This is a genomic window from Pseudomonas sp. BT76 TE3572 (assembly GCF_050435365.1).
GTDB classification, from domain to species: Bacteria; Pseudomonadota; Gammaproteobacteria; order Pseudomonadales; family Pseudomonadaceae; genus Aquipseudomonas; species Aquipseudomonas fluorescens_W.
Genome location: NZ_JBNDKE010000001.1, coordinates 7,016,149 through 7,040,220 on the forward strand (window position 1 = coordinate 7,016,149; position 24,072 = coordinate 7,040,220).

The 24,072-nt window shown below is 56.7% G+C and carries 19 protein-coding genes and 3 pseudogenes; 15 read left to right on the forward strand and 7 right to left on the reverse strand.

Annotation, left to right across the window (positions count from 1 at the left end):
- The first annotated feature begins 113 nt into the window (after positions 1–113).
- A complete protein-coding gene (gene hydA / locus ABH912_RS32115; RefSeq protein ID WP_109786217.1) occupies positions 114–1,550 on the forward strand; it encodes a dihydropyrimidinase in 1,437 nt (478 codons plus the stop codon).
- Positions 1,547–2,293 carry a 2-keto-4-pentenoate hydratase gene (locus ABH912_RS32120; RefSeq protein WP_429512911.1) on the forward strand — a complete coding sequence of 249 codons (747 nt, stop codon included), beginning with the start codon at positions 1,547–1,549 and terminating at the stop codon, positions 2,291–2,293. The genes hydA and ABH912_RS32120 overlap by 4 nt, the downstream gene beginning before the upstream one ends.
- A gap of 188 nt (positions 2,294–2,481) precedes the next feature.
- On the opposite strand, the gene ABH912_RS32125 is transcribed toward ABH912_RS32120, so the two are convergent.
- The gene (locus ABH912_RS32125; protein WP_429512913.1) at positions 2,482–2,658 is read right to left on the reverse strand and encodes a hypothetical protein; all 177 of its coding nucleotides are present in this window, start codon (positions 2,656–2,658) and stop codon (positions 2,482–2,484) included.
- 419 nt (positions 2,659–3,077) lie between these two features.
- On the opposite strand from ABH912_RS32125, the gene ABH912_RS32130 reads away from it, so the two are divergent.
- The 6 genes from ABH912_RS32130 to ABH912_RS32155 all read left to right on the forward strand — a co-directional run bounded on the left by ABH912_RS32130 (position 3,078) and on the right by ABH912_RS32155 (position 9,635).
- The gene (locus tag ABH912_RS32130; RefSeq protein WP_429512915.1) at positions 3,078–3,614 is read left to right on the forward strand and encodes a dihydrofolate reductase family protein; all 537 of its coding nucleotides are present in this window, start codon (positions 3,078–3,080) and stop codon (positions 3,612–3,614) included.
- A gap of 358 nt (positions 3,615–3,972) precedes the next feature.
- The gene (locus tag ABH912_RS32135; RefSeq protein WP_429512916.1) at positions 3,973–5,250 is read left to right on the forward strand and encodes a cystathionine gamma-synthase family protein; all 1,278 of its coding nucleotides are present in this window, start codon (positions 3,973–3,975) and stop codon (positions 5,248–5,250) included.
- Between the two features lie 147 nt (positions 5,251–5,397).
- The gene (locus ABH912_RS32140; RefSeq protein ID WP_429512918.1) at positions 5,398–6,828 is read left to right on the forward strand and encodes an amino acid permease; all 1,431 of its coding nucleotides are present in this window, start codon (positions 5,398–5,400) and stop codon (positions 6,826–6,828) included.
- Positions 6,829–6,888: 60 nt separating this feature from the next.
- Entirely contained in the window at positions 6,889–7,779 is an 891-nt protein-coding gene (locus ABH912_RS32145; RefSeq protein ID WP_429512919.1) for a LysR substrate-binding domain-containing protein, read from the forward strand.
- A gap of 16 nt (positions 7,780–7,795) precedes the next feature.
- On the forward strand, positions 7,796–9,175 hold the full coding sequence (thrC, locus tag ABH912_RS32150; RefSeq protein WP_429512921.1) for a threonine synthase: 1,380 nt from the start codon (positions 7,796–7,798) through the stop codon (positions 9,173–9,175).
- Between the two features lie 22 nt (positions 9,176–9,197).
- Entirely contained in the window at positions 9,198–9,635 is a 438-nt protein-coding gene (locus ABH912_RS32155) for an Lrp/AsnC family transcriptional regulator (protein ID WP_429512923.1), read from the forward strand.
- Between the two features lie 211 nt (positions 9,636–9,846).
- Here ABH912_RS32155 and ABH912_RS32160 read toward each other — a convergent pair whose 3' ends face one another.
- On the reverse strand, positions 9,847–10,158 hold the full coding sequence (locus ABH912_RS32160) for a DUF6124 family protein (RefSeq protein ID WP_429512924.1): 312 nt from the start codon (positions 10,156–10,158) through the stop codon (positions 9,847–9,849).
- Positions 10,159–10,544: 386 nt separating this feature from the next.
- Between ABH912_RS32160 and ABH912_RS32165 the strand changes: the two are divergent.
- The 3 genes and pseudogenes from ABH912_RS32165 to ABH912_RS32175 form a co-directional block, all read left to right on the forward strand.
- Positions 10,545–10,622: pseudogene (locus tag ABH912_RS32165) on the forward strand (YqgE/AlgH family protein); the annotation flags it as partial.
- Between the two features lie 132 nt (positions 10,623–10,754).
- Positions 10,755–11,804 carry a homoserine dehydrogenase gene (locus ABH912_RS32170; protein ID WP_429512926.1) on the forward strand — a complete coding sequence of 350 codons (1,050 nt, stop codon included), beginning with the start codon at positions 10,755–10,757 and terminating at the stop codon, positions 11,802–11,804.
- Positions 11,805–11,808: 4 nt separating this feature from the next.
- Positions 11,809–13,221, forward strand: a complete 1,413-nt coding sequence (locus ABH912_RS32175; RefSeq protein WP_429512928.1) for an aldehyde dehydrogenase family protein — start codon at positions 11,809–11,811, stop codon at positions 13,219–13,221.
- 275 nt (positions 13,222–13,496) lie between these two features.
- Here the strand turns inward: ABH912_RS32175 and ABH912_RS32180 are convergent, their stop codons facing one another.
- The 3 genes from ABH912_RS32180 to ABH912_RS32190 all read right to left on the reverse strand — a co-directional run bounded on the left by ABH912_RS32180 (position 13,497) and on the right by ABH912_RS32190 (position 16,426).
- Positions 13,497–14,690 carry an MFS transporter gene (locus ABH912_RS32180; RefSeq protein WP_429512929.1) on the reverse strand — a complete coding sequence of 398 codons (1,194 nt, stop codon included), beginning with the start codon at positions 14,688–14,690 and terminating at the stop codon, positions 13,497–13,499.
- Positions 14,691–14,935: 245 nt separating this feature from the next.
- Entirely contained in the window at positions 14,936–16,003 is a 1,068-nt protein-coding gene (locus ABH912_RS32185; RefSeq protein ID WP_429512930.1) for an SDR family oxidoreductase, read from the reverse strand.
- A gap of 3 nt (positions 16,004–16,006) precedes the next feature.
- A complete protein-coding gene (locus tag ABH912_RS32190; protein ID WP_429512932.1) occupies positions 16,007–16,426 on the reverse strand; it encodes a nuclear transport factor 2 family protein in 420 nt (139 codons plus the stop codon).
- A gap of 116 nt (positions 16,427–16,542) precedes the next feature.
- On the opposite strand from ABH912_RS32190, the pseudogene ABH912_RS32195 reads away from it, so the two are divergent.
- From ABH912_RS32195 to ABH912_RS32210, 4 genes and pseudogenes are all read left to right on the forward strand, one after another.
- Positions 16,543–17,459 (forward strand): annotated as a pseudogene (locus ABH912_RS32195) (LysR family transcriptional regulator).
- A 99-nt stretch (positions 17,460–17,558) separates the two neighbouring features.
- On the forward strand, positions 17,559–18,101 hold the full coding sequence (locus ABH912_RS32200) for a DinB family protein (protein ID WP_429512933.1): 543 nt from the start codon (positions 17,559–17,561) through the stop codon (positions 18,099–18,101).
- A gap of 423 nt (positions 18,102–18,524) precedes the next feature.
- Positions 18,525–21,209, forward strand: a complete 2,685-nt coding sequence (locus tag ABH912_RS32205; RefSeq protein ID WP_429512935.1) for a bifunctional diguanylate cyclase/phosphodiesterase — start codon at positions 18,525–18,527, stop codon at positions 21,207–21,209.
- Positions 21,210–21,569: 360 nt separating this feature from the next.
- A pseudogene (locus ABH912_RS32210) lies at positions 21,570–21,733 on the forward strand (transcriptional regulator); the annotation flags it as partial.
- An 80-nt stretch (positions 21,734–21,813) separates the two neighbouring features.
- On the opposite strand, the gene ABH912_RS32215 reads toward ABH912_RS32210, so the two are convergent.
- Complete coding sequence (locus tag ABH912_RS32215) at positions 21,814–23,139, reverse strand: APC family permease (protein WP_429512937.1); 1,326 nt, start codon at positions 23,137–23,139, stop codon at positions 21,814–21,816.
- Positions 23,140–23,234: 95 nt separating this feature from the next.
- On the reverse strand, positions 23,235–24,059 hold the full coding sequence (locus ABH912_RS32220; protein ID WP_429512939.1) for a carbon-nitrogen hydrolase family protein: 825 nt from the start codon (positions 24,057–24,059) through the stop codon (positions 23,235–23,237).
- Between the last annotated feature and the right edge of the window lie 13 nt (positions 24,060–24,072).

The following is a 24,072-nucleotide window of genomic DNA, read 5'->3' on the forward strand; positions in this document are numbered from 1 at the left end:
CCGGTATTCGACACCGTTACCACAGTGGTCTGGGACATGTTGAAAACCAAGGGCGTAGACACGCGCCGCCTGATCGGCTGGGGCCGGTTACTTCTGGAAGAGGCCTGATTGATATGCAACCTTTTGATACGGTGATTCGCAACGCCCGCGTGGTAACCGCCGCGGACACATTCACCAGCGATATCGGTATTCGTGATGGGCGCATCGTCTCCCTTGGCCTGGACCTGCCGCAAGGTCACCAGGAAATCGACGCGGCAGGCCGGCATGTCACCCCCGGTGGCATCGACAGCCACGTGCACCTCGACCAGCCGACTGGCGATGGCTCGGTGATGGCCGATGACTTCTTCAGCGGCACGGTCTCGGCGGCCTGCGGCGGCACCACCACCGTCATCCCGTTCGCCTGCCAGCAGAAGGGCGAAAGCCTGCGCTCCGCCGTCGATGACTACCATCGTCGGGCGGGTAACAAGCCGGTGATCGATTATGCCTTTCACCTGATCGTCACCGACCCCACCCCGCAGGTGCTGTGTGAAGAACTGCCGGCCTTGATTGCTGAAGGCTATACATCGTTCAAGATCTACATGACCTACGATGCGCTGAAGCTGGGCGACCGGGAGATTCTCGAGACGTTGTCGGTCGCGCGCCGTGAGGGCGCCATGGTGATGCTCCACGCCGAGAACAGCGATTGCATCGCCTGGCTTACCGAGCGACTACTGGCGGCCGGGCTGACTGCGCCGCGCTACCACGCCGCGTCGCGGCCGATGCTGGTGGAGCGCGAAGCGACCCATCGTGCCATCGCCCTTGCCGAGCTGGTGGACGTGCCGATCCTGATCGTGCACGTGTCGGGTCGCGAGGCCGTGGAGCAGATTCGCTGGGCCCAGAGCCAGGGGTTGAAGGTGTACGCCGAAACCTGCCCGCAGTACCTGTTCCTGACCGCCGACTCGCTGGGGTGTGACGACAGCTTCGAAGGTGCCAAGTGCATCTGCAGCCCGCCGCCGCGCGATGCCGCAAACCAGCAGGTGATCTGGGATGGCCTGGAGAACGGCTCGTTCGAGATTTTCTCGTCAGACCACGCACCCTTTCGCTTCGATGGCCCGGATGGCAAGAAGGCCCACGGTGAAGAGGTGTCGTTCGACCAGATCGCCAACGGCATTCCCGGTGTCGAAACCCGCATGGCACTGCTCTGGTCCGAAGGCGTGCGCAGTGGGCGCATCACCCCGCAAACCTTTGTTGCGCTGACCTCCACTAATGCCGCCAAGATGTATGGGTTGTATCCGCGCAAGGGCAGCATCGCTATTGGTGCTGATGCCGACCTGGTGATCTGGAACGAAGGTGAGTCGGTGCACCTGTGCAACGAAATGCTGCACCACAACGTCGATTACACGCCTTACGCCGGCATGACGCTGAGCGCCTGGCCGGCCATGACCTTGTCTCGCGGTGAGGTGGTCTGGGACGGCGAGCCGCGCGGTGAGGCGGGTCGCGGCCGGTTTCTGCCGTGCGAGCGCCCGGCGCCCGCGCAACTGCGCCGACGTAAGACTGAGTTGGCATTGTGAGTGCGGTCGCGCAGGTGGCCGCCATCCTGATTCGTGGTTGGCGTGAGGGGCGCCAACAACCGTTGCCAACCCTGGAACTGGCTAACGAAGCCGAAGCCTATGCCGTGCAGCGCCAGGTAGCGGATGCCCTCGGCTGGTTCGCCTCCGGGCCGCCAGCGGTCTGGAAACTGGGCGGCGCTCCGGGAGGGCTGATCAGCGCCGCCGGGGTACCGGCAATGGCGGTACACCCGTCGGGTTGGCAGGTTCCGCCGGGCGATGCCTTCGGTTTCGGGATCGAGGGCGAACTGATCGTGCGCCTGTCGCGCGACCTCGACCAGCACACTGATCTGGCCATGGCCTGTGCGGCGGTCGATGTGTGGATGCCGGGCATCGAACTGTGTGGCACGCGCTGGCTGCAGGGCGATCAGGCCGCGCCACTGCTTCGACTGGCTGACCAGCAACTCAACCGCGCGCTGATACTCGGTGCACCGCAAACGCTGGGGGACATGCCGGATTGGTCAAGACAACAGGTGGCGTTGCGGGTGGCCGGGGAACCTGAATTCGTCGGCGTTGGCAGCCATCCATTCGGTGAGCCGCTGAGTTCGCTGCCATGGCTGGCGCGTCACGCTGCAGCACTGGGCAGCCCCTTGCGAGCCGGTGACCTGGTGGCTAGTGGTAGCTGGACCGGTATCTACTGGGCGTCGGCCGGGGTGCAAGTGGAAGTTGAGTTTGCCGGGATAGGACGGGTTGCCTTGTCGACGTGATGCGTTTCAAAGGCTTGCTGATTTCCAGTTTACGGAGCCAGTCGGCGCATTGCTCCTGCTTAAAAGGCGTGGGCTTCTGAGGCTTGCCTCTGGGTATTCCCTCAGGCCCCTCTCCCTACGTTGGCTTGCGAGTTGGAAGCGCTCTGCAAGACACCGCACTGTTAGAGATACGCCAGCGGCCATTCCAATCAAATAGATCCTCGTTCGCCGTCATGCAGCTTTTCGATCGTCTCCATTGCCTCCAGAAGCTCTGTATCCCCACGCTGTTTTGCCAGCCTGAACATTTCCAAGGCAGCTTCTTCGAGGGAATATGCAGCGGCTTTCAAGTCGCGGCGTAACTCTTGATTGGGTTTGTTAAGTGCCATGACAACCTCCTACCAATCCCTGCCGCGATCATTGACAGTGGTCCGCCTTCGCCGGCCCGACTACCTGACCTGCACCGATTTCTTTAATCCAGCCATCTAGCAAAAGCTGCAATTGGCCCATTGTCGGCTGTCACCAGAAAGATTCGGGCGCATCGCATCGGACATTCAGAGTCGAGATTGGAGTTCAACGACCGCAACGGCGCTCTAGGCTGTCTCGGAGTTCATGGAAGCGGTTTTGTCTTGGCCTTGCCACTATCTTGGGAGATTGTGAATTGCCCTGGGTTTGATGAAACCCCAAACCCATAAGGGTGTTGCTCCTCTTTGAGGGCCGTACCTATGAGCGGTAGCAAACGAAGGCGAGCCTTATTCGGCTTATGATCATGTATTGACACACACACCGTATAAATAAGGGGCACCTGATGACCACTGCACATGTTTTCATCGCCACCAGTCTGGATGGCTTTATCGCCCGACTCGATGGCGACATCGAATGGCTTTTGCAGCGCGATGATCAGACCGAGGATCATGGCTACTCAGATTTCATCGCCGACAAGGATGTAATCGTGATTGGGCGGGGAACCTATGAGAAGGTGCTGACTTTCGACACATGGTTCTACGACCGGCCCGTGGTGGTGCTGTCTGAGCAGCTGGCCGACTCGCCGGTGCCCGAGGCGCTGAAGGGCAAGCTGCGTTTTTCCAACCACGCACCTAGGGACTTGATAGAGGAACTGGCGAGGCAAGGCATGCGTCGGGTCTATGTCGATGGCGGGCAGTTGGTGCAATCATTCCTGCGCGATGGACTGGTCGCCGATATGGTGATCACCACCGTTCCCGTGCTGATCGGATCGGGTAGGCCATTGTTTGGGGGCCTTCAGCAGGATGTTGACTTGAAACTGTTATCCAGCCGCTGCTTTCCTTCGGGGTTGGTGCAGTCCACCTATCGGCTGGCCCCATGATCCGCCCGTGTGGATTTCCTAACCAAGGCAAGGGTAAAGGGCGCAAATCTCAGTGGTACGGTTCTTATCAACGCCGTCATCGCGATGTGGCCACCGCAGTGAAAAGTTGCGCCACCTTACCCGGCTTGTCCGACAATTCAGATACCTGATCGCACCGCCTCCGTGCCTGGCCAGCCGCCGTACTCCGCCTTGTGGCGAAAGGCTGCAATTGACCTGGCTCCACGCAATCACAGCCATTAAAAAAAGCGGCCCTTTGGCACCGATAACATCGTTTCTCGGCGGCGCTGCTTTTCACTATATTGGCCGCCAGATCCGGTGAGTGGCTCAACATTCGCCACCCTAAGTGCGAGTAGTCTTTATGAATAAAAAAACAGGTAGCGAAGGGTTTGTTAATGCGGGTGCGGGAACCCGTGCAGTGTGGGGTGGGGAGCAAGTCAGGCATCCCTACAACGCCACTCAAACCCCCATCGTAGTCAGTGCTGCATATGGTTACGACGACATCGACGTCTGGTACGACGTAGCGTTGGGCAAGACGCCCGGCTTTATTTACAGCCGCATGAGCAATCCGACAGTCGAGACCCTCGAGGCAAAGATTTGCGAGTTGGAACTGGCCGAATCAGCCGTGGCCTTCAGCAGCGGGATGGCGGCGATCAGCAGCGTGCTCTACACCTTCCTGGCCCACGGCGATCGGGTGGTCTCGACCAGGGACAGCTATGGCGGCACAAACAAGATTTTCGAAGAGTTCCTGCCGCGCACCGGTGTGAACGTGACGTTGTGCGAGACGTTCGATCACGAAGAAATCGAACGCGAAATCGCCAAGGGTTGCCAATTGGTGTATCTGGAAACGCCAACCAACCCGACGCTGAAAATACTCGATATCGAGCGCCTGGTGGCTGCAGCCAAGCGTGTCGGTGCCATTGTGGTGGCGGATAACACCTTCGCCACGCCATTGAATCAGAACCCGCTGGCGCTGGGTGTGGACGTGGTCATTCACAGTGCCACCAAGTTTCTCAGCGGCCACGGCGACGTGCTTGGCGGCCTGGTGTGCGGTAACGAATCACTGATGGCCAAGGTGCGTCATTACCGGGAAATCAACGGAGCGACGCTCGACCCGTTCTCCGCCTACATGATCATTCGCGGCATGAAAACGTTGGTGCTGCGCATGCGTCAGCAGCAACGCAGTGCCCGCGCACTGGCCGAGTACCTCTGCGTCGAGCCCTTGGTGGAGTCGGTCAATTATCCCGGTTTGCCCGGCCATCCGAATCATGCGGTGGCGTGCGCGCAAATGTCCGGCTTCGGTGCAATCGTCAGTTTTGTCGTGGTGGGCGGTATGGACACGGTCAAGGTGCTGTTGCCACGACTGCGATTCGCCCACTGCGCGGGCAATCTCGGTGCGGTGGAAACCATCTACGGTCCGGCCCGCACCACCAGCCATGTCGAGAACACGCTGGAGGAACGCCTGGCCCTGGGTATTTCCGAAGGGCTGGTGCGGGTCTCTGTCGGCATTGAAGACACCGACGATCTGCTCGACGACCTGAAACAGGCATTCGCATTTGTCAGGAGGGCGGGCAACGAGCCCACACAATCAAACACGCAGCTTTCAATCAATGAAAGTTGCGCCGAAGTCGCAAGCTGAAGTGTTAGCGTTAAACCTCACTGCAAGGATGTGAGTGGGGCGTTCATGAAGTGGAATAATAATAAAACTTAGTGGCGATCTTTTTCTCTGCCCAGTCAGTCATCGCAGACGTTAATTCGTGCCCTAATAACTTTCATGAGAACAACCATGTCCATAAAAGAAGAACAACTTCACTCGCGTTCCGGTTTTAAACAGGAAATGCAAACACGGCATATTGTCATGTTGGCATTAGGCGGCGTTATCGGTACCGGACTGTTTCTCACGTCCGGGTACACGGTTAACCAGGCCGGTCCCTTGGGCGCGGTGATCGCTTACATCATCGGCGCACTCATGGTTTACATGGTGATGATGTGCCTGGGCGAACTGGCGGTACAGATGCCGGAAACCGGTTCGTTCAGTACTTATGCCACCCGCTTTCTGGGGCCTGGTACCGGGTATACCGTGGCTTGGTTGTATTGGCTGACCTGGACGGTGGCCATCGGTTCTGAATTCACCGCCGCCGGTATCTTGATGGCGCGTTGGTTCCCGGATACACCGGTATGGATCTGGAGTGCGTTGTTTGCAGGTCTGGTGTTTCTGACCAATGTGATTTCGGTGCGTTTGTTCGCTGAGACCGAGTTCTGGTTGTCTCTGGTTAAAGTGGTGACCGTCATCGTGTTTCTGATGATCGGCGGTGGCGCGATTCTCGGTCTGCTGCACATCGATCAGGGCCACAGTATCGGGTTGAGCAACTTCACTCGCGAAGGACTTTTTCCTACCGGAGTCATGCCGATAGCAATGACGTTGTTGGCGGTGTCTTTTGCGTTCTCCGGCACTGAGTTGATCGGTATTGCCGCTGGGGAAACCAAGGATCCGCAGCGCAACGTGCCGCGTGCCATTCGCACGACGGTGCTGCGCCTGGCGATCTTTTTCGTGGGGACCATTTTCGTCCTGGCAACACTATTGCCCCGAGAACAGGCCGGCCTGGTAGAGAGTCCATTCGTCACGGTGTTCACTTACATCGGGATTCCATATTCGGCTGACATCATGAACTTCGTGATCATCAGTGCCTTGCTGTCGGCCGCCAACTCCGGTTTGTATGCCGCGTCACGGATGCTCTGGACGCTGAGTGACCAGGGTCATCTGCCCAAGCGGTTCTCGGCCCTGACTCGCATGGGTACGCCGCTCAACGCCATTATCGTCAGCATGGCGGGTGGGGCTGCCTCGTTGCTCAGCAGTGTGTTTGCCGCCGACACCATCTATCTGGCGCTGGTGTCGATCTCCGGATTGGCGGTGGTGGTGGTATGGATGAGCATCGCTGCGAGCCAGATTGCTTTCCGCCGTCACTATGTGGCCAACGGCGGAGACATCCGCGACTTGAAATTCCGTGTCCGGGGCTATCCATGGGTGCCGTTGGGAGCGCTGGTCTGCTGCAGTCTGGCGTGTTTCGGGATTGCCTTCGATCCGGAGCAGCGTGTGGCGTTGTACTTCGGTTTGCCCTTCATCGCCTGGTGCTACTTCGTGTATTACATTACCCGCAAAAGCCGCGAGCGACGCTTGTCGGTTGCCCCCTTGGCACAACCGTCCGATGCGTTCTAGTCCGCGTCGACGGGATGGGCAAGCGTGCTCGGTGGAGGGGGCGTCCTAGAGGTTCAAGCCATGAAGCAAAAGACGCTACCCCCATTGAACTGGCTGCGGGCATTCGAGGTGTCTGCCCGCTGTTTGAACTTCACCCATGCTGCCGAAGAGCTGTTTTTGACCCAGGGGGCAGTCAGTCAGCAGATCCGCCAACTGGAGAGCCATCTTGGGGTGGCACTGTTCAAGCGCTTGCCCCGTGGCTTGGGACTGACCGAGGAAGGCCAGGCTTATCTGCCAGTGGTGCAGGATGCGATCACGCGACTGGCAGTAGGGACAAACGAAATTTTTGGCCAGCACAAACGTCGACCGATCAAGGTGCGTGGCAGCCTGGCGTTCTTCGTGCATTGGCTGGCGCCCAAGCTGGCGGGGTTTAGCCAGGCGCATCCCCATGTCGATATCCGCTACATCAGCAATATCTGGGTCAAGGAGCTGGATGGTGAGGATGACATGGAGATTCGCTGGGGCCACGGTCAATGGCCCGGCCTGGTGTCGCAGCGCCTGACCTGGGACACGCTGTTCCCGGTCTGCTCGCCGGACTTGATGGCAAGGTCGCCGCTGACGGTCTCCGCGGACGTGTCGCACCATCCGCTGTTGCATGTTCTGGGCTACGAAGAGGGTTGGGGGTACTGGTTGAACATGGTCGGTGCTGACACCGTCGACTTCTCGACCGGCATGCAGTTCGACACATTGATTTCCACTTTGCGCATGGCCGAGTTAGGGCAGGGGATCGCCCTGGCGCGGTCCTCGATGGTGGAGGAGATGCTTCAGGATGGACGGCTGGTCGAACCCTTTACTCAGCGTATCGAAGCCAGCGAGTCTTTTTATCTTGTGCGCGGTTCCGGGGCCGAGCAACACCCCGACGCGGTGATGTTTTCCACCTGGCTGGTCGAGCAGGCACATCGTTTCAAATGAATGGCCGGAGCCAACCATGCGTTATGTGAGTACCCGAAATTCGGCCGTGCAGGTCGACTTCGAACAGGTCGTATTGTCTGGCATTGCCGAGGACGGTGGGCTGTTCGTACCGCTTGAACTGCCGCTGTTTGAATCGCAGGACATCGCCAACTGGTCGACCTTACCCTATGACGAACTGGCCTACAGGGTGATCAGTCCGTTTGTGGGGGAGGCGATCCCCGAGACAGACCTCAAGCGCCTGCTCAAAGAGGCGGGCAGTCAATTCAGCCATCGCTCCCTGGCGCCATTGCATCAGGTCGATCGTAACGAGTGGGTGCTGGAATTGTTCCATGGGCCGACTCGCTCCTCGAAGGATTTTGCCGCGCAGTTGCAGGCACGGCTGGTGCCGTATTTTCTGCGCAAGCGCAGGCGTCGAGGGGTGGTGATCGGCGCCACCAACGGCGATACCGGGCTGGCGGCCATCGAGGCGTTCAAGCACTGCGAGGACACCTGCGTGGTGGTGTTTTACCCAGCGAAGGGTGTCCCCCTGGAGCAACTCAAGCATCTGCACGCAGCGGCGCACCCAAGGGTTCATCAGTTTGCAGTCAACGGCAGCTTCGACGAGTGCCAGACCATCGTCACCCAGTTGTTCCGACAATGGCCGTATGCGCAGTACGAGGTGATCAGTTTCAACTCCAGTAACTGGGTCAGTGTGTTGGCGCAACTGGTGTTTTACTTCCACGCCGTGTTGCAACTGGGAGGCGGCCAGCGACCGATTGGTTTCAGCGTACCGGCGGCGAGCTTTGCCGAGGTATATGCAGGCTACATCGCGCAAAAAATGGGCCTGCCGATCACCCAGATGATTGTTGCGACCAACCAGAATGACGCGTTGCACCAGTTGTTTCAGAAGAACCACTACAGCAGGTCACGAGCCAACAAGACGCTTTCGCCTGCCATGGACCTGTCGATCTTTTCCAATCTGGAACGGTTCCTTTGGGAACTCTACGGGCGTGACGGCCAGGCGGTGTGTGCCCTGATGGAGGGATTCGAGTCCAGCGGTGAGATGGTCATCGCCAACGAGTTCTGGTTGCAGGCGCGGATGATCATCGACTCCTACGCCGTCAGTGATGAGCAGACGCTGACGGAAATCACCTCGCTGTATCGCGACACGGGTTACGTCATCGACCCGCATACAGCCACCGGCGTGCTGGCCGCCCGGTTGTATCGGCGAAGCCTGGTGGCGCCAATGGTGACCCTGGGGGAAATCTCACCGGTCAAGTCGGCGGCGCTGCTTGGCGAGTTGGGCATCAGTGTGGCGGGGCTGCACCCTGAGGTCGCGACGCAAGGACAGGCGCAGGTTTACCGGATTCAACCGGACGACCTCGATACCATCCATGAGCTGCTCGGCGCGCTGTGAAGGCGCGACAACAGGAGGCTAAGTGAAGCGAATTCTGGACCCTCTAGATGAACTGATCATCGCGCAACTACAGCTCAATGGCAGGGCTGCACACGCCGAACTGGCGGCCAAGGTCAATCTGTCACGCAATGCGGTGCGCCAGCGTATAGAAAGACTTGAACGCGACGGTGTAATACAGGGATATACGGTACGCACGGGGGAGGGGCGACAAGCCACTTCGAACATCAACGCGGTGATTTTCGTTTACCGCTATGACCGGATGCGGGGGGCGGAAGTGCTGCAAGCGCTACGGGCCATTCCGGAAGTCATCCAGTGCGATGTCATGAGCGGCGAGTTCGACCTGATGCTGCGAGTGGGCGCTGCGAGCCCGCAGCGGGTGCATAAGGTCTGGACTGAAATTGCCGCGTTGCCCGGGGTGGAAAACACCGTGACCTCCTTCGTGCTGTCGTCTGTCGTATAGCCCATTTTTCGTACCGCTGAAAGCCAACCTGTGTTGGCTTTTTTTTGCGTGCATCGCGAGCATTTGCGCTGTTTATCGAGTGGTTGCGCAGGCATTGAAAGTCAAAAGATCGCAGCCTGCGGCAGCTCCTACGGGGTTTGCGTACACGCGCAAAATGACGGTCGCAGCGGACCCATGTAGGAGCTGCCGCAGGCTGCGATCTTTTGATCTTCTACTCAGGCGGATCGATTCGATCCAGCGCCCGATTCACCGCCAGCTCGCCGAGCATGATGACCTGAGCAATACCCAGCAGTGTATTGCGACTCGATCCCTGCGTCCGGTCCGCCAGATCCATCGTCATGACATTGGCCGAAGCCAGTGACTCGCAGGCGTGAGCCAACAGGGTTTCGGTATCGAGTTGCGGATTGACGATGAACATGCTGCAGAGTTTGCGGGGAGTGGCCTGTAGGTCGGCGGCAGAGGGGATGCGTTCGGAAGATATTGCCGGATCATTGTTCGGGGGATTGGGTGTGACCTTGAACATGATTTTCTTTTCCTGTTGTAGTGCAGCCACGCCGTCGCTGCTAAACGAGGGGTGGCGGCTGTACGCAGGTTAGCAGACCGGGGAAAAGAAGAAAGCCGGCGCGCCCAAGGGCGCCCTACGCACAGCCACCATCAAATGCAGGTATGGAATACCTGCCTGACGGACACTCGTACGATCTTCAAATACCACGGGCTGCTAAACCCGATCACTGGAAATCAGTGACGCGGGCCAAGTTACCGATGGCCTCCAAGGCGCACAAGCCGGCGGATTCTGGCGTACCTGTAGGCAACGACGCAAGGCGTTGTAGCTTTCATCGAGTAACACTGACAGGCGTTAAACAGGCCCTATCTATAGGCCCAAAACCTGTAGGAGCGAGCTCGCTCGCGATGGTCGCCAACGATAACGCTGCAAGTCTGACACCCCGCGGCGCTCTTCGGTTTTTCGCGAGCAAGCTCGCTCCTACCCGATCCTGAAGCTTTGCCCGGGCACTGGTCAAAAAGCCCATAAAATAGAGCAAATTGGCCTATTTCACTGCCCTGGGCCCAACCCTAACCTAGTGCCCGACAACCCATCACCCGGATCAAGGGCATAACAAAATGACAGAATACAAATTGGCGCTGGTTGGCTTTGGCGGTGTTAACCGGGCATTGGCTCAGCTGATTGCCGAACGTAACGAACAGTGGAAAACAGAACTGGGTTTCACCCTGAAAATCGTCGGTGTGACTGACTTGTTTCTCGGTTCGGTGATTGGTCGCGAAGGGCTGGACGCCAATGTGCTCGCCCAATTGCCGGCAGTCAAAGGTGCATTGGCGCAACTGTCGGGTGGCGACGTCACAGCCCTCAATGAAGCGGTGATCAAGGATTGCGGCGCGGACATTATTGTTGAAGCCACGTTTACCAACCCGGTTGACGGTGAACCGGCGACGTCGTTCTGCCGTTGGGCGCTCGAGGGCGGCCAGCATGTCGTCACCACCAACAAGGGCCCGATCGCCTTGCACGGCGCCGAGCTCAAGGCACTGGCTCGACGCAAGCATGTCGCCTTTGAATACGAAGGTTCGGTCATGAGCGGCACGCCGGTTATCCGCCTGGCCAGGCAGGCACTGGCCGGCAGCTCCATTGTCGGTTTTGAAGGCATTCTCAATGGCACCTCCAACTTCGTGCTTACCAGCATGGAAGGTGGCCTGGGGTTTGCCGAGGCTGTCAGCAAGGCTCAGGAGCTGGGTTACGCCGAAGCCGACCCGACGGCGGATGTCGAGGGTCATGACGTACGCCTCAAGGTGGTGATCCTGGCGAATGAACTGCTGGACGCGAAGCTGACGATCAGCGACGTCACGTGCAGTGGCATTTCCTCCCTCAGCCTTGGCGACATCGAAAAAGCCCGGCAGGACGGCGCTCGCTGGAAGCTGATCGGGTCGGCGATGCGCCACGCCGACGGCTCGATCAGTGCCAGTGTCGAACCGCGGCTGTTGAACAACGACCATCCGCTGGCCAGTGTTGGCGGCGCAACGAACGCGGTGTCGTTTACCTCCGAACTGCTCGGTGCGGTGACGGTTTCGGGGCCGGGAGCCGGGCGTACGGAAACAGCGTTTGCGCTGCTCTCGGACATCATCAGCATCCATCAATCCATTGCACGCAACCAGGAGTAAGACTGTGAAATTATCGCGCCTGGTTCTGGATATCGTGGAGTCGCCCATTGAAGTCTTTAACGCCTATGACGGTTCCCTCATAGGTAGCGTAACGAATGTCTGTGCGGCGCAAGTTCCGCAGTTGTTGGAGACCGGCCGCAGTGGTGCACGAGCGTGCGCGGCGTTAGCGCGTCATCGTCGGGCTCGTATTCTTGAGCAAGCCGCAATCAACATCGAACGTGATGCCGATGTGTTTGCCAGGCTGATCGTCGACGAGGCCGGAAAGACCCTCAAACAGGCGGAAAAGGAGGTCAAGCGTTGCGTCAACACCCTCAAGCTGTCGGCCGAGGAGGCCAGGCGCAATGCCGGGGAAGTGGTGCCTTTCGACGCTTATGAAGGCTCCGAATCGCGTCAGGGCTGGTTTTCCCGTGAACCTCTGGGGCTAATCGTTGCGATCACGCCGTACAACGATCCGTTGAACCTGGTGGCGCACAAACTCGGTCCGGCCATTGCGGGCGGTAACGCGGTGATTCTCAAACCCTCTGAGCTCGCGCCATTGTCGGCCATTAAACTGGTGTCTTATCTGGTCGCGGCAGGCTTGCCTGAATCAGTGGTTACCGTCGCCACCGGCGGCGCGGAACTGGGCAAGGCGTTGGTCGCCGCCCGTGAGGTGCGGATGATTTCCTTCACCGGCGGTTTCGTCACCGCAGAGCAGATCGCCCGCACGGCCGGGTTGAAGAAACTCGCCATGGACCTAGGCGGCAATGCGCCGGTAATCGTCATGGGCGACTGCAACCTTGAGGCCGCTGTCGAGAGTTGCGTGTCCGGAGCCTTTTGGGCAGCGGGGCAGAACTGCGTAGGCACTCAGCGCTTGCTGATTCAGGCGTCGATTTATGAAGCGTTCCGGGAGCAATTCGTCAGCCAGGCCCGTGCGCTTGTGGTCGGCGATCCATTACTGGCCGTTACCGATATCGGCCCCATGATTACTGCGCAAGCCGCGCAGAATGCCGAGCAAGTGGTCAACGAGGCCTTGCAAGAGGGCGCCACGTTGCTCTGCGGCCATCGGCGTGCAGGATCGTGCTACGCCGCCACCGTGTTGGAAAACGTCGATCACGCCAGTCGACTCTGGCGCAATGAAGTCTTCGCTCCGGTGGTGGTATTGCAGCTTTTCGAAACCTTCGATGAAGCCATCGCGTTGGCCAATGAACCCGAATACAGCCTGCATGCCGGGATCTTCACCAATGATCTGGCAACCGCGATGAGCGCCGCACGGAGGATCGAAGCCGGGGGAGTGATGATCAACGACTCTTCCGACTACCGCTTCGATGCGATGCCGTTTGGCGGTTCCAAGTACGGTAGCCTGGGCCGGGAAGGGGTGCGTTTTGCCTACGAGGAAATGACCCAACCCAAGGTGGTGTGCCTTAACACGTTGGATTAGTCGATTCGCGGTAAATGGACCAGCTCGTATGGCATTGGGTCGGTTTGGTCACCGGCCCATTGCGTTTTGCTGAATCCCTGACTGATACGAGGTAAGGCATTTCCCTATGCACCTTGCTGACCAATCAATCGCAGGGGGAAATGACCAGTTTTTCGGATGATTGAGGGGGGCGTTCGGCAAACACGCCTTCCTGACGTTATCGCTCGGGATGCCCTGGGCTCGGTCAGTTGTAGTACCCCCATGTGAGCCCTGAAGGCTAAGCCAGTCCCGCGCAACTAGCTTGTGCGTTCCTGGATTGAACGCCAGGCGCGATGCTCGCTCAACATCAACGTCGCTATAGCCACCAGCACAGGTACAAAGGCAAGCGTACAGATAACGGTCCAACCGTATCGATTCAATATACCTCCCGATGCAAACGAGCCGAGCACCACGGCGCCAAAAACAATGAAATCATTGAGCGCCTGGACACTGTTTCTTTCGCTTGTTTTATGGCACTGAAGGACGAGCGCAGAGGCGCCGACAAAACCGAAATTCCAACCAATCCCTAGAAGCACCAAACATAGATAAAAGTGGTAGGACTGCACACCGGCAAGCCCGACAGCAATAGACGCGCCGGTTAACATCAACCCCATCAACACAACGCGGTTTGCTCCAAAGCGGCGGATCAGATTTCCAGTGAAAAAACTGGGTGCGTACATTGCAATGACGTGCCACTGCACTGCCAGGTTCGATGATTCCAGTGAAAGATCCTCATGCTTCATTGCCAGTGGGGCCGAAGTCATCAGGAAATTCATCAAGGTGTAAGTTATGACGCCACAGAGCATGGCGTTGATGAGTCGAGGCTGGCGAACAATCACCGCAAGTGGGCGGCCTGGAGTACGAACAGCTGCCTCATGGCGTGGCAAATCGACACCTAGCAGCACCGCCGCCGAAACCACTGCCATTAATGCGGCTGCAACGTAAGTAGCGATAAACAGGTGGGACTCCCATAGGTCCATCGTATAGGTGACCGTCTGTGGACCTAGTACACCCGCCACTAACCCGGCAGCCATGACGATTGAAAGCGCCCAGGGCTGCCTGTTTTCTGGAACACATTCTGCGGCGGCGAAACGAAACGTCAGCACCACAGCGGCATAAGCGCCACCAAACAGCATCGCAGCACAGAAAATGAAGAAGGAAGACAAATAAATGCCAATCGCAGCCAGCACTCCCATCAGGATGCCGCACAACGCTCCCAGCATAAACACGAGACTGCGCCCATAGCGCTGCGCAATGGCGCCGGCAGGCAGCGTGCAGCTCGCCATGCCCACGACAAAAATGGAGATAGGCAGCGTCGCCAATGCTTTATCCGGTGCAAGCATGTCTCCCACGATAGCGCCGGTTGCATAGACGATGACTGAGTTACCACCCGCCAATGCCTGGGCGGTTGCCAGTCGAAAAATTTTGCTGTTCCCAGATGCGGCTGACACGACTTCTCTCCCTTGAATGAATCGTCCCTTAATGCAGCTGCAGCGTGCCGATTATCTATGAAAGCTAATGGCCGCGCTGCTCCTTACGGTATCCACAAATTGACGTCCTTGTTCTGGTGTGTGGTAAATGACCAGGAAGTGCGGTTTCGGGAACTCAAGGTACACCTCGCGTACCCGCATAAAACCGCACAATGAGGCTCGAGATCATCGGCTTTGGGACTAGACGATAATCCTTTCTGCGAAAGTCAGTTGTCGACCATGACCGATGAGCTTTTTTTCTTCGAGGCGCGCGCACTGTGCTTTTCAAACCAGCCGTGATCGCGGTACCACGCCACGGTGTCAGTGATTGTCAACTCTAGCGCCCGGAAACTCAGGCCAAGTTCCTGTTCACTCTTGCGGTGGTTGAAGCAGGTGCGGTACTCCTCTCGTATCAACAGGCGCAACGTGGCCATGCTCAACAGAACGGGCTTGCCGGTCAGGCGTGCATAGATCTCCTGCACAGTCGCCAAGGTATATAGAAAGGGCAGTGGTAGTTGTCGAACGGGCGTCTTGACGCCAGCGATACGTCCTAGAACAGGGACCAGCTGACTCATCGTCATATGCCGGCCCGCCGCGAGATAGCGCTCACCTCGTCGGCCCTGTTTGGCGGCAGCAATCAGCGCCCCTGCCACATCACGGGCATCGACAACGGAGAAGGTGCCAGGGATCAGCCCAGGCAACTTGCCGTTCACGACATCGTTGACCAATTGTCCGGAGGAGGTCGGGCCAATGTCGGCAGGACCCCACATCCAACCGGGCAGGACCATGCAGGCATGCATCTCGGGATGTGCTTCCAGGAACGACAAGATGACACGGTCGGCGAGGATCTTGCTGCGGTAATAGTCATCCGCGTCGGCGTCGGCCCGCAGACATGTCTCATCGATGGACATACCAGGTGCGCCGTCGAGCACAGCAATGGATGACGTATGGACGAACCGTCGTATACCGGCGCGGTAGGCCTGGTTAAGCAGGCGCCGCGTACCAGACACATTGATCTTTTCGAGTTCTTTCCAGTGGCTGCCGCCCTTGTAGTTGTCGCGAAAGAACGCCGCGGTGTGAAACACCGTATCGCAACCTTGCAGCGATGCTGCGAATGCGTCGACATCGGCCATGTCACCCACGACCAACTCCACCCCCGGCAGATTGTTGAACTGCTGTTCGCCTTTGGCTCTTGAGCGGACCAGGCCTTTGACCGTGTAGCCACGAGCGACCAATTCACGTACCAGGTTGTTGCCCAGCAAACCGGTTGCACCAGTAACAAATGCGCTGCGCATGGCTCAACCCTCACCCTGTTCGGCTAACGGCATCAACACCGCACTGTCGAAGAAGGCCTCTTCACGGATGGCCAGTCCGTTTCTGAAGGTGAAGTGTGCGGCGTAGTGCACGGTAATATGGCGTCCATGGGGTGGAATCACCCGGCCTGGCAGCACCAAGGGTGCGGCGAAGGTGCCGGTCAGTAAGGCAGTCAGCGTCAAACGATCGTCAGCGACCATGAATGGGGTGAAGGTCACTTGGGCATCAGGGAACGCTTCGAACAGCGCAGTCTCTCGTTTGCGCATGGATTCGCGACCGGTTTGAATCCCCATACCATCGAGGTAGATGAAGTCTTCGCAAACCAACGCAAGCATCGCCTCCACATCACGGCGATTGAAGGCTCTTGAGGCGCGTTCCGCATAGTCGTTGGGGCCAGTAGTCATACAATTCATTCCATTCGTTTCGAGGGCCTGTAGATATACCTTTGAGGCCTCTGCCGAAAAACAGCGACTACTGCATAATGGATTTGCACATATGCAGACCAGGGAGGACAGGACGCATGGCGTTGCAAGCAAATTGGGACGATCTTCGTCTGCTGTTGGCAGTCTCGCGGCGTGGCAGCTTCCTTCAAGCTGGCCAGTTGCTGGGTATCGCGGCGTCTACCGTGTCCCGCCGCCTGACCCAACTTGAGGTCGCACTGGGCGAGCCACTCGTCGAGCGGGGCGTTGAGGGATGCTGGTTGACCTCGCGGGGCCAATCCCTCGTGGACGTTGCCCTGGCTGCGGAAGCGGGCTTGAGGCGTCAAACCGCTGCTGGCATATCCGAGCTGCACACAGAGCTATCTGGCAGTGTCCTGGTCAGTGCAGGCGAGGGGTTCTCGTCTTGCGTGCTGGAGGCCGCGAGTCGTTTCACTTCTCTGCACCCGCGTTGCTCGGTGGAGTTGATGGTAACAGCCGACTTTCACAAGATCGTCCGCGGCGTGGCAGACATTGCGGTACGTACAGCTCATCTGGGTGAGCCGTCGCTGATTTATCGACCCATAGGCCGGCTCGCCTACGGTGTCTTCGCTGATGCAGGTTATCTGAAGCGGTTTCCGGGGGTGACCCCGGCCACTGCGGTCAATGTTGCCTTGCTTCCCCCCTGGACATGTTGCCGCAAATGCGTGCGGCAAAGGCCGGTGGTCTGGACCGCGCGCAGATCAGCGTGAACTCGTTCGTCGTGCAGCTCGAATCGGTGAGGCGAGGTATGGGGGTGGCCGTACTGCCCCGTCTACTGGCGAAGGATCTGATCGGGTTGTTCCCGGATCTCCACCTTCCAGATATGGAGGTCTATCTGGTAACCCGGCCACAGGCATTAAAGCAGGCTCACATCAAATGTTTTTTTGCCATCCTGGAGCAGGTGTTGCTCGAAGCCCTGTCCATGGAAAATGTCGAAGGTTACCTCTTGGGGGGCGACCGGCGAGTATCGGAGCAATAACGATCTCTACCGCGTACGGGTCACCGTGCAATAGACTGGGTTTTGCGATGAACATGGAGCGTGGAGCGCTTGTCAAATACCCACTCAAAGGATGAGCACATGAGCCGTACCGGCCATATCTGCCTGATGGCGACCTATAACAAATGGATGAACGAAAAGATCTATGGAGCGGCCAGGTGCTTGTCCGATGATGAGCTCTCAGCTGATAGAAAAGCGTTCTTCAGATCGACTCTCGGGACGCTAAACCACGTGGCAGTCGGAGACACTGTGTGGCTAAAGCGATTCGCCAAACATCCAGCGAACCACTCGGCATTGGAGCCGGTCAGGCGACTTTCTGATCCGAAAAACCTTGACCAAGCGTTGTTCTCTACTATTCGAGAACTCTCAGTATATCGAGAGAGGCTTGATCAGATAATCGTCGAATGGGCCAGCTCTATTACAGAGTCCGATCTAGACCATACCCTCCATTACGCCAGCTTGAAGGGTGTAGTGTCCGACAAGGATTTTTACGGCCTGGTGATGCATTTCTTCAACCATCAGACCCATCACCGTGGCCAGGTTACTACGCTGCTTTCACAGGCAGGTGTCGACATAGGTGATACAGATTTAGTCGTCCTCATCCCATCCCGATCCAGCGTATGAAGAAAAGCTGGATACCAGTATTGAGAATTCACAGCCAAAGAGGGCAATTCGATTCGGATCGCACTGATTGCATCGCTGTTGCCCTGGCTTAATCCATGACGAACACCTTCGCACCGCTGGTGGTGAACGAGCGCTCTCCCACGGCGTCGTTGCCCACCTGATAGCTTATCCCGGAGGAGGGCAAGGTGAACTTGCGACGATCCTCCAGTGCGTGGCTTTCGCAAACCCGCGCGGATCTTTTTCTAGAGCGCCCGATGCGCTAACCGCAAACAGCCCGGTTTAGCGTCGCCCTTCGACGGCATTTTGCGCGTTGCTACTCAATAATCTGTGAGTATTTCAAGTTTTCGACGGCAAGTACTACCTGACCGACTAGCCTATGAAGTGTCCCGCTATGCCCTCAATTGGTTTTGTCGAGACTTCCTTATGCAGTGGCGATCACATTCCTTAGCGGCCCGTCTTGCGGCAGGTATTGTTTCCATCATTTTGTTTGTCTATGCGCTGGCGGGGCTGGCGCTCTACAAGAGCAAACAACAGCATGAGCTTCAAGCAATCATCACAACAGAGAACCTGGCGAGGTCCTTAGCTATCAACGTCTCCGGCATCCTTGATAAGGTTGATGTCGGCCTGTTTGCTGTAACCAGTGAAGTAGAGCGGCAAATGGCTGTCGGAGGCATTAATGGGGCGTTGCTGAACGGGTATCTAGCACAGCAGCAGGCGCAGATTCGGGATTGCGAAGGACTGTGGGTGGCGGATGAGAAAGGTGATGTCCCCTGGGGAACATTAATGACTGCCGGCAAAGTAACGAATATAACCGACCGAGAGTATTTCCAACGCCTGCATGAGAACTCGCATCTCGGAATGGTCGTATCCAGGCCGGTGATAGGACGCAGCACAAAAACCTGGTCGGTCCTCCTGTCCAGACGTATCAACTACGCTGATGGCTCCTTTGCGGGTGTGGCGCTGGGCTCGTTGCGCATGATGGAGTATTTCAGCGATATGTTTTCCACTATTGATGTTGGAAAACAAGGGGTCATCGCTATTCGTGATGATGAGATGGCGCTCATAGTCCGGTATCCGAAAGCAGCGAATGAAAGCGGGCAAGTGGGTGCCAGGCTGGTTTCAGCCAAAGCTACTGAAACCACTCGATCGTCCCCGAATGCAGGGAACTACACCGCAGTTGCTCCAGTAGACGGCATCGAACGACTCTATAGCTATCGAAAAATTGCGAATTACCCTCTCTATATCTTCGTCGCAAAGAGCACCGACGACATTCTTGCTCCCTGGCGAAAGGAAGTTGTCATAACACTTTTACTGGTGGCAATTTTCACCCTGGTTATTCTTGTTTACACGCATACCAGCTATAGACGTGAAACTGAATCGCGTAAGACGAAAAAAATGGAACTCTTTCGTACTGTGTTTCGCACCAGCCCGGATAGTCAAGTCATAACCCGCCTGGAGGATGGGCGACTTCTTGAGGTCAATGACGGATTTACGCCCGTATTTGGCTGGACACGGGAAGATACTATTGGCAAAACGGTTTTTGATATCGATATCTGGCGCTATCCGGAAGAGCGTCACAAGTCGGTTTGTCTCCTGCAGCAAAACGGATACTTCATTGATCGTGAAGCTGAATTTGTAAGCAAGGATGGCCGAACGTGGCCCGGTCTGGTTTCGGCGCACATGATGACCCTGGATGACACTCTATGCATTCAGGCGATCGTCCGGGAAATCAGCGACCGAAAGGCTGCTGAGCAGCAGATCCAAAGACTATCGTTCGCTGACCAGCTCACGGGATTGCCAAATCGCCGACTCTTTATGGATCGGCTGGAACAAGCGTTGATTTCGAGTGCTCGCCATCAATGGATGGGCGCATTGATGTTTGTCGATCTCGATGATTTCAAGTCCATCAACGAAACCCTGGGGCATGGACAGGGCGACTTGATTCTAAATGAAGTCGCCCAGCGATTGAGGCGTTGTGTGCGGGAGGGTGACACCGTTGCCCGCCTTGGAGGCGACAAATTCGCTCTTATTCTGGAGAGCCAGAGCACCAATCCCCAGGAAGCGGCGAGCCATGCTGAAAACATTGGCGAAAAAACCCTGCGGGAGATCGAGCAGCCTTATGACGTGTGTACATCCATACTGCACCGAACCTGCAGTATAGGTATCACACTGTTCGGCGAGCAGCATGAGGATGCAAGCGAGCCCTTGAAACGCGCCGAGTTGGCCATGTACCAGGCCAAAGCCTGCGGGCGCAACGTTTTGCGCTTTTTTGACCCCCAGATGCAGGCGATCGTCAGCGCTCGAATCGCGCTTGAGGATGGCTTGCGCAAGGCTATCAAGCAACACCACATCCTGCTGCACTACCAGCCGCAGGTTACGGATGAAGGTCGGATTACAGGCGTGGAAGCGTTAGTGCGCTGGAAAGACCTGCGCGGGGGGATGATTTTTCCGGCAGAGTTCATTCCACTGGCAGAGGCGAGTGGCTTGATTTTGCCGCTAGGCCAGCAGGCGTTGGAAATCGCCTGTCAGCAGTTGGCCGCATGGGCGGATAGATCCGAGTTCTCGCACCTGAGCATCGCCGTCAACGTCAGTACTCGGCAATTTAATCAGGATGACTTTGTCGAACAAATACGGTCTGTGCTCAAGCGCTACGGTGCCAATCCTCATCGTCTCAAGTTGGAAATTACTGAAAGTATGCTGGTTTCTAACGTCGAGGATGTGATTGCCAAGATGAATGCGTTGAAATCCATCGGCGTTGTCTTTTCGCTGGACGATTTTGGCACCGGTTATTCCTCCCTGTCGTATCTGAAGCGCCTGCCGCTGGACCAGCTCAAGATCGACCAGGGATTTGTACGCGATATCCTGGTGGATCTAAACGACGCTGCAATCGCCAAGACGGTGGTCGCGTTAGCAAACAGTATGAACTTGTCGGTCATTGCTGAGGGTGTAGAAACGGAAGCGCAGCGTGACATGCTGGCTGCTTTGGGTTGCCGTAACTATCAGGGATATTTATTTGGTCCCCCGATGGACATAGATGCATTAGAGGATTTTATCGAAGGTGGAATCGGCCTCGTCCTTCTAGACCGCTCGGGGTATCGGAGCAAGTGAATTGCCCTTGGTTTCGTAAATCCTCCCTAAAGAAGTAACCCGGTGGTAACTTTTCGGGGATTCGCTAATTTCGGTTCGACTCTCTTAGGCACCGTTGGCAGCGAGCGCCGCTAGACGACTCAGCAAATGCTATGCCCATTTCAAGCATGGATCAGGTTCTCCGGTGGTGGCCATGCCTGAGTTCAGTCGAGCTGAAAGTCCGACTTTTTCAACAGAGTCGACCCAATATAGCTGTCGGTCGGCATCGACAGACGTTGGCGGTTTTCTGCCGATCACGAAAGGCTAGAGTCGACGAAAAACAGCCGATTAGACTCGTTTAGGAAATTAGGGACGATTCACTGCCTGATCACTTCAGCAGGGGATCCTCAGGCTCGCCGTCGCGCTCCAGCCGTTGAGTCCAAAGCAGGTATCCGTAAGCCACGCCAAGTGAAGACGTAGAAACCAAAGGTGGCAATCACCAGACTCTGAAAGAGTGGAACGCTGAGTACGGCTCCGCGACTGTCGAGTCCTGGCTATCCAAGTGATCTTGGTTTGAGTACAAAAGGGCCCATTGAGGGCCCTTCTGTTGTTGAATAGATGTTGAAATGGCGGCTTAGCAGACTGGCTAAATTGCCTCTTCCAAAACCAATTCTGGCGGCTGGTTACGAAGCCCGCCTGTTAGGAAGATCAAGTAAACGAAGCCGATCGCCAGCCAAGATAAGCCCAGCTCCACAGCCTTGTGATCCAAGCTGAACATTAGCCATAGATCAGCAACCATTCCTGCGATTGGAAGCAGCAGGTACAGAACAAACGCCGTAAACCCACGGCGCTTTTCGGTGCGCCAGTAGTGGAAAACTACAGAGAGGTTGACCAGGATGAAGGTCAGAAATGCCCCGAAGTTGATGAAAGAGGTCGAGGTAGTCACATCCATGTTGAGAGCAAGCAAGGCTACTACTGCGCTTAATATCAAGCACCAGATTGGGGTGCCAAAGCGTGGAGAAAGGTAGCCGAAGAAAGCTTTCGGCAGCACCGAGTCTCGTCCAAGCACGTACAGCAATCTTGAGCCGCTCGCCTGAGCAGCAATGCCGGATGTGAACTGTCCAAGCACCAAGCCAATCAGGAAGATCGAGACGAACAGGTCACCTCCGATATTGCGAGCGATTTCGTAAGCGGCAGAATCTACATTAGCAAACTCAAGTGATGGCTGAGCCAGTTGCACAACGTATGAGGTGCCTACAAAAATCAATCCACCGATCAAAGTTACCCAAAGGATTGCCCTTGGCATGTTGCGCTCTGGATTATGGGTTTCCTCAGTCAAGGTGCTGACAGCGTCGAAGCCAAGATACGAATAGCATGCGATGGCTGCGCCGCTCATGATCATTGGCCATTGGATGCCCCCGCTTACAAATGGCGCCAAACTGAATAGTGGTTTAGTAGGGTCTCCAAGGGTGTAGTGGATGCACATAACCACGAACGCACCTAAAATCAGTACCTGCAATAGCAGCAGTAGAATGTTCACAGCTGTGGCCAATTTAAGGCCCACCACGTTGATCAGCGTTGTCAGCCCAATAAACGTTAGCAGCCACACGAACGCAGGCACCCCAGGAAAAGCCGAGTTGAGATACGCTGTCCCGATCAACCATATCGCCATTGGAAGGAACAGATAGTCCAGGAGGATCGCCCAACCCGTCATGAAGCCAAGGCGTGCATCAATCGCTTTACGTACGTAGGTGTACGATGATCCAGAAACTGGGAAAGCCCGGGCCATGTGGGCGTAGCTCAGTGCTGTCAGCAACATGGCTACAAGGGCTGCAAGATAAGCCGTCGGAACATGTCCTCCACTCGACTGTGCCAAGATGCCAAATGTGCCAAGCACGATGATGGGGGTCATGAGCCCGACCCCGAAAATCACCAGTGTGCTCAGCGACAAGGTGCGTTTTAAGTTAGCCATTGACGTCTCCGATTATGTTTTTATCGTCCGCCAGGAGCGGCCGGATACACGGTAGATATTTCAAAAAAAGCTGCTTGCTGTATCTGTTGGTTTGGCTATTGGTACTTAGTGATAATTAGCTCGCGGCGTTCACCGTCTTCCCGCAATTGCCCGTTCAGGCGCATTCGTTGATCGTTGCCGTAGATGTAGGGGATACGTGCCTTCGCAAGCAAAGATGTGTCCAAGGACATGCGAATACGCGCTTCCTCTCGACCTGCTTCAACCAGTAGGTCGCCAAAGGGATTCACCACAGCAGAACCACCGGCAAACACTAATCCGTCATCGCTAGGGCCGACTCGGTTAACCATGATTGCGAACGCTTGATTCTCTAACGCGCGAGCCATGATGCAGGTTCGGTGATTTGGCCCGTAAGGATCAAAATTGCCGTTGGTAACGATCAACAACTCAACGCCTAGCTGACCAAGCGCGCGGGCTGTTTCGGGAAATTCGATGTCGTAGCAAATCAAGAGGCCAACTCGAAGTCCGTTCCACATTCCCGTCACCATGCGGTCGCCTGGCTCAAAGACATCCCGCTCACCTGACCAAAGATGAGTCTTTCTATAGTGGAGGACTATGCCCTGATCCGGAGTTATCAACACCGTGGTGTTATAGAACCGACCACCATCGTTTTCAGCTAAACCTACGGCTACTGATAAGCCCTTTTTCTTCGCCGCTTGGCATATGGCTTTTAAGCTTGGGCCGTCGAGAGGCTCAGCGATTTGCGCAACATTCGCCTTAGTAGGAAATCCCGTGAGGTACGTTTCCGGTAGCACCAACAATTGCGTTTCGCTCGCGCACGTTTCGATGACCCCCAGCGCCCGAGCAAGGTTGTAAGCCGTATCGCCATCACGCCCGGTAATTTGGGCTAACTCGACATTCATTCGCAAACTCCAC